This is a genomic window from Pseudomonas sp. GW101-3H06, from assembly GCF_059424605.1.
Map to the genome: position 1 here is coordinate 503,160 of NZ_JBWKZO010000001.1, position 16,665 is coordinate 519,824.

A 16,665-nucleotide genomic window follows, 5' to 3' on the forward strand; every position below is an offset into this window, starting at 1 on the left:
TCACCGACTGCTGGCGACGGCAGTCGGATGCTTGATCGCAACCCTTTGATTGAGAGCCTTTTATGTTTCCCGAAAGCTTTACTTTTTCCATCGCCGACTGGGTCAACGGTTGGGTCGATTCGCTGGTCACCAACTACGGCGATGTGTTCCGCAGCATCTCCGACACCCTGTTGTGGGCCATCGTCAATCTTGAAGGGCTGCTGCGCGCTGCGCCCTGGTGGCTGATGCTGGCGATCGTTGCCGGCGTAGCCTGGCACGCGACGCGCAAAGTGGTGACCACAGCGGTCATCGTCGGTTTGCTGTTCCTGGTGGGCGCGGTAGGCCTCTGGGACAAGCTGATGCAAACCCTCGCGCTGATGATGGTGGCAACGGTCATCTCGGTGCTCATCGGCATTCCGCTGGGCATTCTCTCGGCGCGCAGCAATCGCCTGCGTTCGGTGCTGATGCCGTTGCTGGACATCATGCAAACCATGCCGAGCTTCGTGTACCTGATCCCGGTGCTGATGCTGTTCGGCCTGGGCAAGGTCCCGGCGATTTTCGCCACTGTGATCTACGCCGCGCCCCCGCTGATCCGCCTGACCGATCTGGGCATTCGCCAGGTCGACGGGGAAGTGATGGAAGCGATCAACGCCTTCGGTGCCAACCGCTGGCAGCAACTGTTCGGCGTGCAACTGCCGCTGGCCCTGCCGAGCATCATGGCGGGGATCAACCAGACCACCATGATGGCCCTGTCGATGGTGGTGATCGCCTCGATGATCGGTGCCCGCGGTCTGGGTGAAGACGTGTTGGTGGGGATTCAGACCCTGAACGTCGGACGTGGCCTGGAAGCCGGTCTGGCGATCGTGATTCTGGCAGTGGTGATCGACCGCATTACACAGGCGTACGGTCGCGCACGGCATGAGGTGAGCAAATGAGCAACGCAACCGTGAGCAAGATCGAAGTCAAAAACGTCTTCAAGATTTTCGGTAACCGCGCCAAGGATGCACTCGCCATGGTCGGCCAGGGCAAGACCAAGGACCAGGTGTTGGCCGAAACCGGTTGCGTGGTCGGTGTGAATGACTTGTCGCTGAGCATCGGTAGCGGCGAGATCTTCGTGATCATGGGCCTGTCGGGGTCCGGCAAGTCGACCCTGGTGCGCCACTTCAATCGGCTGATCGACCCGACCAGCGGCGCGATCCTGGTCGACGGCGTGGACATCCTGCAATACGACATGGAAGCCCTGCGCGAATTTCGTCGGCGCAAGATCAGCATGGTGTTCCAGAGCTTCGGCCTGCTGCCCCACAAAACCGTGGTGGATAACGTCGCCTATGGCTTGAAAGTGCGCGGCGAGAGCAAGCAGTTGTGTACCGAGCGCGCGCTGCACTGGATCAACACCGTGGGTCTCAAGGGCTACGAAAACAAATACCCGCACCAGCTCTCGGGCGGCATGCGTCAGCGCGTGGGCCTGGCCCGCGCCTTGGCGGCAGATACTGACATCATCCTGATGGACGAAGCCTTCAGTGCCCTCGACCCGCTGATCCGCGCCGAGATGCAGGACCAATTGCTGGAACTGCAAAAGACCCTGCACAAGACCATCGTTTTCATCACCCACGACCTCGACGAGGCCGTGCGCATCGGCAACCGCATCGCGATCCTCAAGGACGGCCGCCTGATTCAGGTCGGCACACCGAAAGAAATCCTGCATTCGCCGGCGGATGAATATGTCGACCGCTTCGTGCAGCGGCGGGCGGCGGTGGTTTAAAGATTTGCAGTGTTTGAGCTGGCCTCTTCGCGAGCAGGCTCACTCCCACATCGGAATGCATACCCCTGTGGGAGCGAGCCTGCTCGCGAAGGCGGCGGCAGGGCTGCATCAATATTCAGAATGTTCGGTTGAGGTTGAAGATGTCCCAGGCTGAAAAAATCGTTATCGCCGATGCCCCGTTGCGTTGGCAGGATGTGGTCGCGGTCGCCCGCCATGGCGCACAGCTTGAGCTGTCGGCGCAGGCCTGGGCGCGGATCGAGAATGCCCAGGCAATCGTCCAGCGCATCGTCACCAGCGGCGAACGGGCCTATGGCGTGAACACCGGCCTGGGTGCCTTGTGCAATGTCTCGCTCAAGGACGAACAACTCAGCCAGCTGTCGCGCAACACCCTGCTCAGTCACGCCTGTGGCGTTGGCGCTCCGTTGGCCGACGAGCAGACCCGCGCGATCATGTGTGCGGCCATCCTCAATTTCACCCAGGGCAAATCCGGCGTGCATCGCCGGGTGGTCGAAGCCCTGCTGGCGCTGCTCAATCGCGGCATCACCCCGCAAGTGCCCTCCCAGGGTTCGGTCGGTTACCTGACCCACATGGCCCACATCAGCATTGCGTTGCTGGGTGTCGGCAACGTCAGCTATCGCGGGCAAGTCGTGTCCGCACAACAGGCGTTGGTCGAAGAAGGCCTGCAAACGGTTCAACTCGGCGCCAAGGACGGTCTGTGCCTGGTCAACGGCACGCCGTGCATGAGCGGTCTCAGCTGTCTGGCAATTGCCGATGCCACGCGTCTGTTGCAGTGGGCCGACGTGATCAGTGCCATGAGCTTCGAGGCCCAGCGTGGGCAGATCGCTGCATTCGACGCCGAGATCATTGCGCTCAAGCCGCATCCGGGCATGCAACAGGTCGGAATCAACCTGCGCGCTCTGCTGGATGGCAGTGAAGTGATTGCCCAGAGCAAGGGCATTCGCACTCAGGATGCGCTGAGCATCCGCTCGATCCCGCAGGTGCATGGTGCCGCTCGCGATCAGCTCGAGCATGCTATCAAGCAAGTCGAAACCGAACTCAACGGCTGCACCGATAACCCGTTGCTGCTGGGTACGCCCGACAACTTTCGCGTCATGTCCCAGGCTAACCCGCACGGTCAATCGGTGGCGCTGGCAGCGGATTTGCTGGCCATTGCCATGGCGGAAATCGGCTCCATCGCCGAACGGCGCCTGGATCGTTTGATCAACCCCCACGTCAGCGGTCTGCCTGCGTTCCTGGTGGCCAACCCGGGGGTGAACTCCGGGATGATGATCGTGCAATACGTCGCCGCTTCGCTGTGCGCGGAGAACCGTCAGCTGGCGCAACCGGCAGTACTCGATAACTACGTGACTTCGGGCTTGCAGGAAGACCACCTGAGCATGGGCACCAACGCCGCGCTGAAGCTGCATCGCGCGCTGGAAAATTGCACGCAGATCCTCGCCATCGAGTACCTGCTGGCGGCCCAGGCTTTCGAGTTCCTCAAGGAACAGCGTTTTGGTGCAGGCACCGACGCGGCGTGGCGCCTGCTGCGTGAGCGCGTTCCTGCCTACGATCAGGATCGCTGGCTGGCGCCGGATATCGCCGCCGCCGCCAGCGTTTTGAAAGACCCGGCCTTGCTGCAAAAAGCCTTGCCGAATTTGAACTGATTTCCATACAAAACCAGCGTGCCAAGGCGCCAGCCCTCCTCAAAAAGGCGGGAAGCGACGGACAACGGATACTTCCGGAGCGTCTGGTAGTTAATAAAAACTCTCAAAAGGAGAATGAATGTGACTGCGCTTAATTTGATTCCCGGCCAACTGACCCTTGCCCAACTGCGTGATGTTTATCAGCAGCCGGTGAAACTGACCCTCGACCACAGCGCTTCGGCCCAGATCGAAGCCAGCGTCGCCTGCGTGGAACAAATCCTCGCCGAAAACCGCACCGCTTACGGCATCAACACCGGTTTCGGCCTCCTGGCGTCGACTCGCATCGCCAGCGAAGACCTGGAAAACCTGCAGCGCTCGCTGGTGCTGTCCCACGCCGCTGGTGTCGGCGAGCCGATCAGCGACGCACTGGTGCGCCTGGTCATGGTGCTCAAGGTCAACAGCTTGAGCCGTGGCTTCTCGGGTATTCGCCGCGTCGTGATCGACGCGCTGATCGCCTTGATCAACGCCGAGGTTTACCCGCACATTCCGCTTAAAGGTTCGGTCGGTGCTTCGGGCGACCTGGCGCCACTGGCGCACATGTCGCTGGTGCTGCTGGGTGAAGGCAAGGCTCGCTACAAGGGCGAGTGGATGGAAGCCACCGAAGCCCTGAAAGTCGCTGGCCTGAAACCATTGACCCTGGCCGCGAAGGAAGGTCTGGCATTGCTCAACGGCACGCAGGTGTCCACCGCGTTTGCCCTGCGCGGACTGTTCGAAGGTGAAGACCTGTTCGCCGGTGCCCTGGCCCTGGGTGGTCTGTCTGTCGAAGCGGTACTCGGTTCGCGTTCGCCATTCGACGCACGTATCCACGCCGCCCGTGGCCAGAAAGGCCAGATTGATGCCGCCGCCGCTTACCGCGATCTGCTGGGCGAGCGCAGTGAAGTCTCTGATTCTCACGAGAACTGCGAAAAGGTCCAGGATCCGTACTCCCTGCGGTGCCAGCCGCAAGTCATGGGCGCCTGTCTGACCCAGTTCCGTCAGGCTGCCGAAGTGCTGGCTGTCGAAGCCAACGCGGTCTCCGACAACCCGCTGGTATTCGCCGCTGAAGGTGACGTGATTTCCGGCGGTAACTTCCACGCCGAACCGGTGGCCATGGCCGCTGACAACATGGCGCTGGCCATTGCTGAAATCGGTTCCCTGAGCGAACGCCGCATTTCGCTGATGATGGACAAACACATGTCACAACTGCCGCCGTTCCTGGTGGCTAATGGTGGCGTGAACTCCGGTTTCATGATCGCCCAGGTGACTGCGGCCGCTCTGGCCAGCGAAAACAAGGCGCTGTCTCACCCACATTCGGTAGACAGTCTGCCGACGTCCGCCAATCAGGAAGACCACGTGTCCATGGCTCCGGCTGCCGGCAAGCGCCTGTGGGAAATGGCTGAAAACACCCGTGGCATTCTGGCTGTGGAGTGGCTGGCGGCGGCTCAGGGCCTGGATCTGCGCAACGGTCTGAAGACCTCGCCGAAACTGGAACAGGCTCGGGCGATTCTGCGTAAGGAAGTACCGTTCTATGAGAAGGACCGTTTCTTCGCGCCGGACATCAATGCCGCCAGCGAGTTGTTGGCTTCGCGTTGCCTGAATGAGCTGATCACTACCAAGCTTTTACCTAGCCTGTGATGGACTCATCGCCAGCAGGCTGGCTCCCACAGTTGCAATGCGTACCTCTGTGGGAGCCAGCCTGCTGGCGATTCGATTTTGACTACTGTGGAGACTAAGGGATGAAAACCCTCTGGCAACACTGCCACGTCGCAACCATGGCGCAAGGCGTCTACTCGATCATCGAGGATGCGGCCATTGTGACGTCCGGTGCGCACATCGAGTGGGTCGGCCCGCGCAGTGAACTGCCGTGCGGCGAATACCCGGCGGTCAATGATTTGAAAGGGACCTGGGTCACGCCGGGCCTGATCGACTGCCACACCCACACGGTGTTTGGCGGTAATCGCAGCGGTGAGTTCGAGCAGCGCCTGCAAGGTGTCAGCTACGCGCAAATCGCCGCAAGCGGCGGTGGTATCGCCAGTACCGTACGCGCCACCCGTGCCGCGAGCGAAGACGAATTGTTTGCCAGCGCCGCCAAGCGCCTGAAAAGCCTGATGCGTGACGGCGTCACCAGCGTCGAAATCAAATCCGGCTACGGCCTCGACCTGGCCAACGAACGCAAGATGCTTCGAGTCGCCCGTCGTCTCGGTGCCGAACTGCCGATCAGCGTGCGCAGCACCTGCCTGGCCGCTCACGCCTTGCCGCCGGAGTATGCAGAACGCGCCGACGACTACATCGAACACATCTGCTCTGAAATGCTCCCGGCCTTGGCCGCCGAAGGGCTGGTGGATGCGGTCGACGCGTTCTGCGAATACCTGGCGTTTTCGCCTGCGCAGGTCGAGCGCGTGTTTATCACTGCACAGAAACTGGGCTTGCGGGTGAAGCTGCACGCCGAGCAGTTGTCGTCCTTGCACGGTTCCAGCCTGGCGGCGCGTTATCACGCACTGTCCGCTGATCATCTGGAATTCATGACAGAAGAAGACGCCATCGCCATGGCCGAGTCTGGCACCGTGGCAGTGCTGCTGCCGGGCGCCTTCTATTTCCTGCGCGAAACCCAATTGCCGCCGATGGATGCCCTGCGCAAGCACGGCGTGAAAATCGCCATCGCCAGCGACCTCAATCCCGGTACCTCGCCGGCGCTGTCGTTGCGCTTGATGCTGAACATGGCTTGCACCTGTTTTCGCATGACCCCGGAAGAAGCCCTCGCAGGCGCGACGATCCATGCGGCTACGGCACTGGGCATGGCCGATACCCACGGTTCGATCGAGGCCGGCAAAGTGGCGGATTTCGTCGCCTGGCAAATCGAGCGTCCAGCCGACCTGTCGTACTGGCTGGGCGGCGATCTTGAAAAACGCGTCGTGCGTCACGGCGTCGAAACGAGCGTGTAGGAGAGCAGTTGTGGATAAGGTTCTGAACTTCAAACAAGGCCACGTGCCGCTGCTGATCAGCATGCCTCACGCCGGTGTACGTCTGACCCCGGCGGTCGAAGCCGGGTTGATCCCCCAGGCGAAAAGCCTGCCGGACACCGACTGGCACATCCCGCAGCTGTACGATTTCGCCGCTGAACTGGGCGCCAGCACCCTGGCCGCCGAGTATTCGCGGTTTGTCATCGACCTGAATCGGCCGTCCGACGACAAGCCGTTGTACGTGGGCGCCACCACCGGTCTGTACCCGGCGACACTGTTTGACGGCGTGCCGTTGTTTCGCGAAGGTCTGGAGCCTTCGAAAGCCGAGCGCGCGACTTATCTGGAGCAGATCTGGACGCCCTACCACAGCACCTTGCAGCAGGAACTGGCGCGTCTCAAAGCCGAGTTCGGCTATGCGCTGCTGTTTGACGCGCACTCGATCCGCTCGGTGATCCCGCACCTTTTCGACGGCAAACTGCCTGACTTCAACCTCGGCACCTTCAACGGCGCCAGTTGCGATCCGCAGTTGGCTTCGCAGCTGGAAGCGATCTGCGCCGGGCACCCGGGCTACAGTCATGTGCTGAACGGGCGCTTCAAGGGCGGGCATATCACCCGGCATTACGGCAATCCGGCGGAAAACATTCATGCGGTGCAACTGGAGCTGGGCCAGTGCACGTATATGGAAGAGTTCGAGCCATTCCGTTATCGCGCGGATCTGGCGGGGCCGACGCGGGTGGTGCTCAAGGAGTTGCTGCAGGGCTTGTTGGCCTGGGGCAAAAAGCACTACAACGCATAACCCCTGTGGGAGCGGGCTTGCTCGCGAAAACGGTAGATCAATCAACATATGTATTGACTGACACACCGCCTTCGCGAGCAAGCCCGCTCCCACAGGTATTTTGTCTCGCCACAGATTCGTGCGTGCTGACAGTCGCCACCGTGCAAAACACGGTCGCCACAGGTCGCTTTTACCGCTCGTCTGCTGCGTAATGTTTCCGGCACGGTGCACAAAGACACCGGCCCGACAATAATCCGCTGCCGCACGAGAATGCTCCCCATGACAAGCATCAAAGGTCTGTTCACCCGCTGTCTCTCAATCCTCTGCGGCACTGCTTTTCTGAGCGCCAGCGTCCTGGCCGCTGACGACCCTTCCTGCAAGGCCGTGCGCATGGGCGTGGTCAACTGGACCGACGTGATCGCCACCAGCGGCATGGCCGACGTGCTGCTCAATGGCCTCGGTTATGAAAGCAAGCAAACCAGCGCCGTGCAGCAAATCATCTTTGCCGGTATCCGCGACAAGCGCCTGGACATCTTCCTCGGTTACTGGAAACCGGCGATGGACAAGAACATCGCGCCGTTCCTGGCCGCCAGTCAGGTCAAGGTCATGGACCGGCCAAGCCTGGCCGATGCCCAGGCGACCCTCGCGGTCCCTGATTACGTGGCGGCTGCCGGCCTGAAAACCTTCGCCGACATCGCAAAGTTCAAGGATCAGCTCGGCGGGAAGATCTACGGCATCGAACCGGGCAGCGGCGCCAACACCACGATCAAAACCATGATCGAGACCAATCACTTCGGCCTCAAGGACTTCAAATTGATCGAGTCCGGTGAGGCTGGCATGCTCGCCGCGGTGCAACGGGCCGTGAACCGCAAGGAATTCGTGGTGTTTGTCGGCTGGACCCCGCACCCGATGAACATCAACATGAACATCGCGTACCTGACCGGCAGTGAAGACGTCTATGGGCCGAACGAGGGCGCGGCGACCGTTTCTACCGTAACCGCCCCCGACTACGCCGAACGTTGCCCGAACGTCTATCGCTTGTTGGAAAACCTGACCTTCACCGCCGCCCAGGAAAGCCAGTTGATGGTGCCGATCATGGAGCGCCAGACACCCCAGGATGTCGCCAGAAAATGGCTACGCGAGCATCCGCAGGATTTGCAGCGCTGGCTGGCCGGTGTCAGCAGTTTTGATGGCAAGGACGGCGTGGCCACGGTTCAGGCCAGTTTGAAAAACTGACGGCAACCGCAAACCTGTGGGAACGAGCCAGCTCGCGAAGGGGTATGCCAGCCAAAATGGATGTTGTCTGACACACCGCCTTCGCGAGCAGGCTCGCTCGCACAGGGTCAGGCCCCCTATATTTCCCCTAAACGGGCACCAGGTTTATGGCTCCTTACCCGCTTTCTGAACAAATGCAGGCTTTCGTAGAGAAAACCGTCAGCTTCAACAGCACCGAAACCAGTCTGGAAGGATTGCGCCAGGCCTATAGCGAGATGTGCCGGGCGTTCACGCCACCCCGGCCGGCCGGGCTGTACGTGGTCGATTTCGAGTTGGCGGGTGTCTGCGTTCGCTCGTATCAACCTCCGGATTCACCCTCTGCTGGCGGTGTGCCCTGCGTCGTATACCTGCACGGTGGCGGGTGGGTGGTGGGGGATCTGGACTCCCACGATTTCATCTGCGCCGAGCTGGCCTCAACACTTGGTGTATTAGTGATTGCCGTCGATTACCGCCTGGCGCCGGAGCACCCGTTTCCGGCGGCGTTCGATGACTGCCTGGCTGTCTGGCGGGCGTTGCGTGGCGGGCCGTTTCGGCTGGATCCTGAGCGCACGTTGGTGGCCGGTGACAGCGCCGGCGGCAATCTTGCTGCTGCGTTGTGCCTGGCGCTACGTGATACCGGCGAGCCGATGCCATGCGCGCAAGTCCTGATTTATCCGGGACTCGGTGGTGATCACCGGTTACCGTCACGCAGCGAATGCGCTGACGCCCCGTTGCTCGGCAGCAGCGACCTGGATTGTTATCAGGCGTTGTATCTGCGTGGCACGCCAAAACCGGGCGCTTACGCGATGCCGCTGCTGGCCGGGGATGTAAGCGGATTGCCACCGGCCTGGATCGCCGTGGCGCAGTTCGACCCGCTGCGCGATGACGGCGTGCAGTATGCCGAACGACTCAACGCCGCCGGCGTGCCCACGACGCTGTACTACGGCAGTGGACTGGTTCATGGCTGTCTACGGGCGCGAGGGCAGGCGGCCGAGGTCGATGCGCTGTATCAAACATTGATTGATTTTCTGGCGGCAAAACTCTGACTCTGCAAGGGCATGCTCATTGGCGTAATTCGGGTTTATGATGCCGGACGGCAGAATAATAGAAGTCCCCCCAGGGATGACCTCGACCCCTTACGGAGCGCGCAATGCAGACTTTGTACCCGCAGATCAAACCTCACGCCCGGCACGATCTGGCCGTCGACGAGACTCACACGCTGTATGTCGACGAAAGCGGTTCACCGGAAGGATTGCCGGTGGTTTTCATACACGGCGGCCCCGGCGCCGGGTGCGATGCGGCGAGCCGCTGCTACTTCGATCCCAACCTTTACCGAATCGTGACGTTCGACCAGCGTGGTTGCGGTCGCTCCACGCCCCACGCCAGTCTGGAAAACAACACCACCTGGGATCTGGTCGCCGACCTTGAGCGAATCCGCGAGCACTTGGGCATCGACAAGTGGGTACTGTTCGGCGGTTCCTGGGGATCGACCCTGGCGCTGGCCTACGCGCAAACCCACCCGGAGCGTGTACACGGTCTGATCCTGCGCGGCATTTTTCTCTGCCGTCCGCAAGAAATCGAGTGGTTTTATCAGGCTGGCGCCAGCCGGTTGTTCCCCGATTACTGGCAGGACTATATCGCCCCGATCCCGTTGGACGAGCGTGGCGATTTGCTCACCGCCTTCCACAAACGCCTGACCGGCAACGATCAGATCGCTCAGATGCACGCGGCCAAAGCCTGGTCCACGTGGGAAGGCCGGACCGCGACCCTTCGGCCGAACCCATTGGTGGTCGATCGTTTTTCCGAACCCCAGCGCGCGCTGTCCATTGCTCGCATCGAATGCCACTACTTCACCAACAATGCGTTCCTTGAGGCCAATCAGTTGATTCGCGACATGGGCAAAATCGCTCATTTGCCCGGCGTGATCATCCATGGTCGCTATGACGTGATTTGCCCGCTGGATAACGCCTGGGAGCTGCACCAGGCCTGGCCGAACAGCGAACTGCAAATCATCCGTGACGCTGGCCATGCCGCCGCTGAACCCGGGATTACCGACGCATTGGTGCGTGCTGCCGATAGGATGGCGCGCCGCTTGCTCGATCTGGCTCCCGACGAAGCATGAAAGGGCTGCTGCAGCGCGTGCGTGGCGCGCGAGTCGAGGTGGCGGGGCAGGTAGTGGGTGCGGTCGACCAGGGCTTGCTGGTGCTGGTGGCCGTTGAGCCCGAGGACACCCGGGCCAGCGCCGACAAACTTCTCAATAAGCTGCTTAACTATCGGGTGTTCAGCGACGCAGAGGGCAAGATGAATCTGTCCCTGTCGGATGTGGGCGGCGGGTTGTTGCTGGTCTCGCAGTTCACCCTGGCCGCCGACACCAAGAGCGGGTTGCGCCCGAGTTTCTCGACCGCGGCCCCCCCGGCCTTGGGCGAGGAGCTATTCGACTATCTATTAGATAAAGCGAAACAGGTGCATGGCACTGTGGCATCAGGTAGATTCGGCGCGGATATGCAGGTGCACCTGGTCAATGATGGCCCGGTAACCTTCCTGTTACAGACCTGAAAGCGCTTGAAACATCTTTTTAAGCGCTTTTCGACTGAAAACAGGCGTTTTTCCCGATAAATACTTTGTTACCCCTGATGCGTTGTAACGCGGCCTACTAGATAATCGCGCGCTACGGGGATCAGCGTTCGTTGGTCCATTTTGACTTAGGTAGAGACTTGTCCTGAACCGTTTGGGGAATCATTTCGCCCCATCGGAGTCGGAACAATGCTCGCCAACTTGGCAAGAGTGGTCTGCAAGGCCGGGTTTTTCACACCGGACACCGTACAGACCCTTTAACTGGCCGTTGGTTTTTTGATCTGTTTTCGGCGAGGGTTGCTCGTGATTGTTAGTCCCTGTAACGCACCAAAATTGTCTGCCAAACGGTTACGTAGCGCTCTGGTAGCGGGCTCGGCAATGCTCTGCCTGCTCAGCGCGGGCCAGCTTTGGGCATTCAATCTGGATGATGTGTCGGCCAAGGCAAAAGAGCTGGCCGCTCAGAAGTACGAAGCGCCGCGCAGTAACCTGCCGACCGAATTCCGCGAAATGAAGTTCGCCGATTATCAGAAAATTCGTTTTCTGACGGAAAAAGCCGAATGGGCGGACCAGAAGACCCCATTCAAGCTGTCCTTTTATCACCAGGGCATGCACTTCGATACGCCGGTAAAAATCAACGAAATTACCGCGAACACCGTCGAAGAGATCAAATACGACCCAAGTCGTTTCGATTTCGGTGACGTCAAGTTCGACCCCAAAGCCACCGAACAACTGGGCTACGCCGGCTTCCGCGTGCTGTACCCCGTCAACAAGGCTGACAAGCAAGACGAAATCATGACCATGCTCGGCGCGAGTTACTTCCGCGTGGTCGGCAAGGGGCACGTCTATGGCTTGTCCGCTCGCGGCATGGCGATCGATACCGCGTTGCCGTCCGGTGAAGAATTCCCGCGTTTTCGCGAGTTCTGGATCGAACAGCCGAAGCCGGGCGACAAGCACCTGGTGATCTTCGCGCTGTTGGATTCTCCACGGGCGACCGGTGCTTATCGTCTGACCCTGCGTCCGGGTAGCGACACCATTGTCGACGTCAAGGCGCAGATGTTCCTGCGCGACAAGGTCGGCAAACTGGGTATCGCACCACTGACCAGCATGTTCCTGTTCGGCGCCAACCAGCCGTCGAAAATCCTCAACTATCGTCGCGAACTGCACGATTCGAGCGGCCTGGCGATCCATGCCGGCAACGGCGAGTGGATCTGGCGTCCGCTGAACAACCCGAAACACCTGGCGGTGAGCAACTTCTCGGTCGAGAACCCGCGTGGCTTCGGCTTGCTGCAACGCGGCCGTGACTTCAGCCACTACGAAGACCTCGACGACCGCTACGACAAGCGTCCAAGCGCCTGGATCGAACCGAAAGGCGACTGGGGCAAGGGCACCGTCGATCTGGTCGAGATTCCGACCGCCGACGAAACCAACGACAATATCGTGGCTTTCTGGAGCCCGGAAAAAATGCCGGAGCCAGGCCAGCCGCTGGACTTCGCCTATCGCATGCACTGGACCATGGACGAAGCGGCGCTGCACGCACCAGACAGTGCCTGGGTCAGTCAGACGCTGAAATCCACTGGTGACGTCAAACAGTCCAACCTGATTCGTCAGCCGGACGGCAGCGTTGCTTATCTGGTGGACTTCGAAGGTCCGTCCCTGGCGGCATTGGCACCGGACACCGATGTGCGCAGTCAGGTCAGCGTCGGCGAAAACGCCGAACTGGTCGAAAACAGCGTGCGCTACAACCCTGAAACAAAGGGCTGGCGCCTGACCCTGCGCATGAAGATCAAGGACCCGAGCAAGTCCACCGAGATGCGGGCTGCACTGGTGCAGAACATCGTGCCTGCCGATCTGGCCAAGACTTCGATTCCTGCGTCCACCTCTTCCGTTGCCAAGGCCGACAAGGTGGCTGCCAAGCAAGCGGAGAAAGCGGACAAGGAAGCGAAGGCCGCCGAGGCCAAGCAGGCCGAAGCCAAGCCAGTCGCAGCTGCCAAGGACAAGGCGAACAACAATGACGCCAAGCAGCCTGCTGCTGCCGACGCGGCCCCAGCCACACCGGAATCGGCATCGACTGAAGAAGTCCTGACCGAGACCTGGAGCTATCAGTTGCCTGCCGATGAGTAATTCTCAAGTACAGCCAGAGACGCTTTCCGAGTATCTGGCGCATCTGCCGATGACCGACCAGCAGCGCGCGGAACTCGCGGGCTGCAGGTCCTTCAGTGAACTGCATGAGCGTCTGTCGTCTTCGACGTTCGACGCGCCGACCGAGGCCGCCCAGGCTTCGGTCGGCAAGCGCCTGACACTCAGCACCGCCGAAGAATTGCAGGACGCCGAAATGCTGGCCCTCGACGCCAGCGGTCGGGTCTGCCTCAAGGCAACCCCACCGATTCGCCGGACCAAGGTTGTGCCGGAGCCATGGCGTACCAACATTCTGGTGCGCGGCTGGCGGCGCCTGACCGGCCGGACCAATCCGCCCAAACCGCCGAAAGACGAAAACGTACTTCCGGCGGCACGCTGGCGCACCGTCGGTTCGATCCGCCGTTACATCCTGCTGGTGCTGATGCTCGGCCAGACCATCGTCGCCGGCTGGTACATGAAAGGCATCATGCCGTATCAGGGCTGGTCGTTCGTCGACCTCGAAGAGGTCCTGCACCAACCGCTCCTGCAAACCGCCACGCAAGTGCTGCCGTATGCGTTGCAGACCAGCATCCTGATCCTGTTCGGGATTCTGTTCTGCTGGGTTTCGGCCGGTTTCTGGACGGCGCTGATGGGCTTCCTCGAGTTGCTCACCGGCCACGACAAATACCGCATTTCCGGCAAAAGCGCCGGTAATGAGCCGATTCCGAAGGACGCGCGCACTGCACTGGTGATGCCGATCTGTAACGAAGACGTGCCGCGGGTGTTCGCCGGTCTGCGCGCGACGTTCGAGTCGGTCGCGGCCACGGGTGACCTGGATCGTTTCGACTTCTTCGTCCTCAGCGACAGTAACGACGCCGATATCTGCGTTGCCGAGCAGCAGGCCTGGCTGGACGTCTGCCGCGAAGCCAAGGGCTTCGGCAAAATTTTCTATCGCCGCCGCCGTCGTCGCGTAAAACGTAAAAGCGGCAACCTCGACGACTTCTGCCGGCGCTGGGGTGGTGATTACAAATACATGGTCGTACTCGACGCTGACTCCGTGATGAGTGGCGAGTGCCTGACCAGTCTGGTGCGTCTGATGGAAGCCACGCCGGATGCCGGGATCATACAGACCGCGCCGCGAGCGTCGGGCATGGACACCTTGTATGCGCGCATGCAGCAGTTCGCTACCCGGGTGTACGGTCCACTGTTCACCGCCGGTCTGCATTTCTGGCAGTTGGGCGAATCGCACTACTGGGGCCACAACGCGATCATTCGCATGAAGCCGTTCATCGAGCACTGCGCCCTGGCGCCGCTGCCCGGTAAAGGCGCGTTTGCCGGTGCGATCCTGTCCCATGACTTCGTAGAAGCCGCGCTGATGCGCCGTGCCGGTTGGGGTGTGTGGATTGCCTACGACTTGCCGGGCAGCTATGAAGAGCTCCCGCCGAACTTGCTGGACGAGCTCAAGCGAGACCGTCGCTGGTGTCACGGCAACCTGATGAACTTCCGGCTGTTCCTGGTCAAGGGCATGCACCCGGTGCACCGTGCGGTGTTCCTGACCGGCGTGATGTCTTACCTGTCGGCACCGCTGTGGTTCTTCTTCCTTGTGTTGTCGACCGCGCTGCTGGCGGTCAACACGCTGATGGAGCCGCAGTACTTCCTCGAACCGCGCCAGCTTTACCCTCTGTGGCCACAATGGCACCCGGACAAGGCAATTGCGCTGTTCTCGACCACGATTGTGCTGCTGTTCCTGCCGAAGCTGTTGAGCATCATCCTGATCTGGGCCAAGGGCGCGAAAGAGTTCGGTGGCAAGTTCAAGGTGACGTTGTCGATGCTGCTGGAGATGCTGTTCTCCATGCTGTTGGCGCCGGTGCGGATGATTTTCCACACCCGTTTCGTCCTCGCCGCGTTCCTGGGCTGGGCCGCGACCTGGAACTCGCCGCAGCGTGACGATGACTCCACGCCATGGAGCGAAGCGGTCAAGCGCCACGGTCCGCAAACCTTGCTGGGCTTCTTCTGGGCCTTGCTGGTGATTTGGCTGAACCCGAGCTTCCTGTGGTGGTTGGTGCCGATCGTCGGTTCGTTGATGCTGTCGATCCCGGTATCGGTCATTTCCAGTCGTGTCGGCCTGGGCCTCAAGTCCCGTGACGAGAGCCTGTTCCTCATCCCCGAGGAATACAATCCGCCGCAGGCGTTATTGGCGACCGACCAGTACACCCACGAAAACCGCTGGCACGCACTGAACGACGGCTTCATCCGTTCGGTGGTCGATCCACAGCAGAACGCCCTGGCGTGTTCGCTGGCGACCTCCCGTCACCGCGAGGCAGAGCCAATCGAATGGTTGCGGGTAGAGCGGGTACGCCACGCGATGAAGGTCGGGCCGGAAGGCCTGACCAACAACGAGCGTGTGCAGTTGCTGAGCGACCCGGTGGCATTGGCCCGCCTGCATGATCAGGTCTGGAACGAAGGTCACGCCGAGTGGCTGGGCGCATGGCGCAAGTCGGTCAAGGCCGATCCCCATGCACCGCTGCTGCCGCTCAGGCCGCTGAGCGTACAGCCTCAGATGGCATGATAAAAAACCCGCGAAAGCGGGTTTTTTATTGTCCAAAATCCCGCCTAAACCCTTGTGCAATCGAGCGAGTGCGTTAGCATCCGTCCCCGAATTGGTGCGCCCGGACCGTTTTGTGTCCGTATCTATCGGTTTTCACTGGAAAACTGTCGATTTCGCGCCGCAAACGCAATGGTTTTGGGGACTTGAAGATGAAGAAGTATCTGTCGATGCTGTTGGTCGGCGTCACGGCATTGGTTGCAGTCAGCGCGGCGCAGGCCGGTGCCATTGATGACGCGGTCAAGCGCGGCACATTGAAGGTCGGCATGGATCCGACCTACATGCCGTTCGAAATGACCAACAAACGCGGCGAGATCATCGGCTTCGAAGTCGACATCCTCAAGGCCATGACCAAGGCCATGGGTGTCAAGCTGGAGCTGGTGTCCACCGGTTACGACGGCATTATCCCGGCCCTCCTGACCGACAAGTTCGACATGATCGGCAGCGGCATGACCCTGACCCAGGAGCGCAACCTGCGCCTGAACTTCAGCGACCCCTTCATTGTGGTCGGCCAGACGCTGCTGATCCGCAAGGAGCTGGAAGGCACCATCAAGTCCTACAAAGACCTGAACACTGCCGATTACCGCATCACTTCCAAGCTCGGCACCACCGGCGAAATGGTCGCCAAAAAGCTGATCTCCAAAGCCAAGTACCACGGCTACGACAATGAGCAGGAAGCCGTGCTCGACGTGGTCAACGGCAAGGCTGATGCCTTTATCTACGACGCGCCTTACAACGTTGTGGCGCTGAACAAGGTGGGTAACGGCAAACTGGTGTTCCTCGACAAACCGTTCACCTACGAACCTCTGGCCTTCGGTCTGAAGAAGGGTGACTACGACAGCCTCAACTTCATCAACAACTTCCTGCACCAGATCCACGAAGACGGCACCTACGATCGCATCCATGACAAGTGGTTCAAGAGCACCGAGTGGCTCAAGGACATGGAGTAAGGCCCGGTC

At 60.6% G+C, this 16,665-nt stretch carries 13 protein-coding genes; all 13 read left to right on the plus strand.

What is annotated here, in order from left to right:
* The first annotated feature begins 62 nt into the window (after positions 1 to 62).
* The 13 genes from AC07ZE_RS02340 to AC07ZE_RS02400 all read left to right on the plus strand — a co-directional run bounded on the left by AC07ZE_RS02340 (position 63) and on the right by AC07ZE_RS02400 (position 16,656).
* Positions 63 to 914 (plus strand): ABC transporter permease, encoded by an 852-nt coding sequence (locus AC07ZE_RS02340; protein WP_008058061.1) that lies wholly within the window; start codon positions 63 to 65, stop codon positions 912 to 914.
* Positions 911 to 1,741 carry a quaternary amine ABC transporter ATP-binding protein gene (locus tag AC07ZE_RS02345; RefSeq protein ID WP_207260730.1) on the plus strand — a complete coding sequence of 277 codons (831 nt, stop codon included), beginning with the start codon at positions 911 to 913 and terminating at the stop codon, positions 1,739 to 1,741. Before AC07ZE_RS02340 ends, AC07ZE_RS02345 begins: the two co-directional genes overlap by 4 nt.
* Before the next feature lie 140 nt (positions 1,742 to 1,881).
* On the plus strand, positions 1,882 to 3,405 hold the full coding sequence (locus tag AC07ZE_RS02350) for an HAL/PAL/TAL family ammonia-lyase (protein ID WP_207260733.1): 1,524 nt from the start codon (positions 1,882 to 1,884) through the stop codon (positions 3,403 to 3,405).
* A gap of 114 nt (positions 3,406 to 3,519) precedes the next feature.
* Complete coding sequence (gene hutH / locus AC07ZE_RS02355) at positions 3,520 to 5,058, plus strand: histidine ammonia-lyase (protein WP_207260735.1); 1,539 nt, start codon at positions 3,520 to 3,522, stop codon at positions 5,056 to 5,058.
* Between the two features lie 101 nt (positions 5,059 to 5,159).
* Positions 5,160 to 6,365 (plus strand): imidazolonepropionase, encoded by a 1,206-nt coding sequence (gene hutI / locus AC07ZE_RS02360; RefSeq protein WP_207260737.1) that lies wholly within the window; start codon positions 5,160 to 5,162, stop codon positions 6,363 to 6,365.
* Between the two features lie 10 nt (positions 6,366 to 6,375).
* A complete protein-coding gene (gene hutG / locus AC07ZE_RS02365) occupies positions 6,376 to 7,179 on the plus strand; it encodes an N-formylglutamate deformylase (RefSeq protein ID WP_207260751.1) in 804 nt (267 codons plus the stop codon).
* Positions 7,180 to 7,446: 267 nt separating this feature from the next.
* Positions 7,447 to 8,394, plus strand: coding sequence for a choline ABC transporter substrate-binding protein (locus tag AC07ZE_RS02370; protein WP_207267749.1), 948 nt, complete (start codon positions 7,447 to 7,449; stop codon positions 8,392 to 8,394).
* Positions 8,395 to 8,540: 146 nt separating this feature from the next.
* A complete protein-coding gene (locus AC07ZE_RS02375) occupies positions 8,541 to 9,458 on the plus strand; it encodes an alpha/beta hydrolase (protein WP_207260754.1) in 918 nt (305 codons plus the stop codon).
* 104 nt (positions 9,459 to 9,562) lie between these two features.
* The gene (gene pip / locus AC07ZE_RS02380) at positions 9,563 to 10,534 is read left to right on the plus strand and encodes a prolyl aminopeptidase (protein ID WP_207260757.1); all 972 of its coding nucleotides are present in this window, start codon (positions 9,563 to 9,565) and stop codon (positions 10,532 to 10,534) included.
* Complete coding sequence (dtd, locus tag AC07ZE_RS02385; RefSeq protein WP_207260772.1) at positions 10,531 to 10,968, plus strand: D-aminoacyl-tRNA deacylase; 438 nt, start codon at positions 10,531 to 10,533, stop codon at positions 10,966 to 10,968. The genes pip and dtd overlap by 4 nt, the downstream gene beginning before the upstream one ends.
* Positions 10,969 to 11,289: 321 nt before the next feature.
* Positions 11,290 to 13,107, plus strand: coding sequence for a glucan biosynthesis protein G (locus tag AC07ZE_RS02390; protein ID WP_207260775.1), 1,818 nt, complete (start codon positions 11,290 to 11,292; stop codon positions 13,105 to 13,107).
* Positions 13,100 to 15,670, plus strand: coding sequence for a glucans biosynthesis glucosyltransferase MdoH (gene mdoH / locus AC07ZE_RS02395; protein ID WP_207260778.1), 2,571 nt, complete (start codon positions 13,100 to 13,102; stop codon positions 15,668 to 15,670). Before AC07ZE_RS02390 ends, mdoH begins: the two co-directional genes overlap by 8 nt.
* 188 nt (positions 15,671 to 15,858) lie before the next feature.
* On the plus strand, positions 15,859 to 16,656 hold the full coding sequence (locus AC07ZE_RS02400) for a transporter substrate-binding domain-containing protein (protein ID WP_095192265.1): 798 nt from the start codon (positions 15,859 to 15,861) through the stop codon (positions 16,654 to 16,656).
* The last annotated feature ends 9 nt before the right edge of the window (positions 16,657 to 16,665 follow it).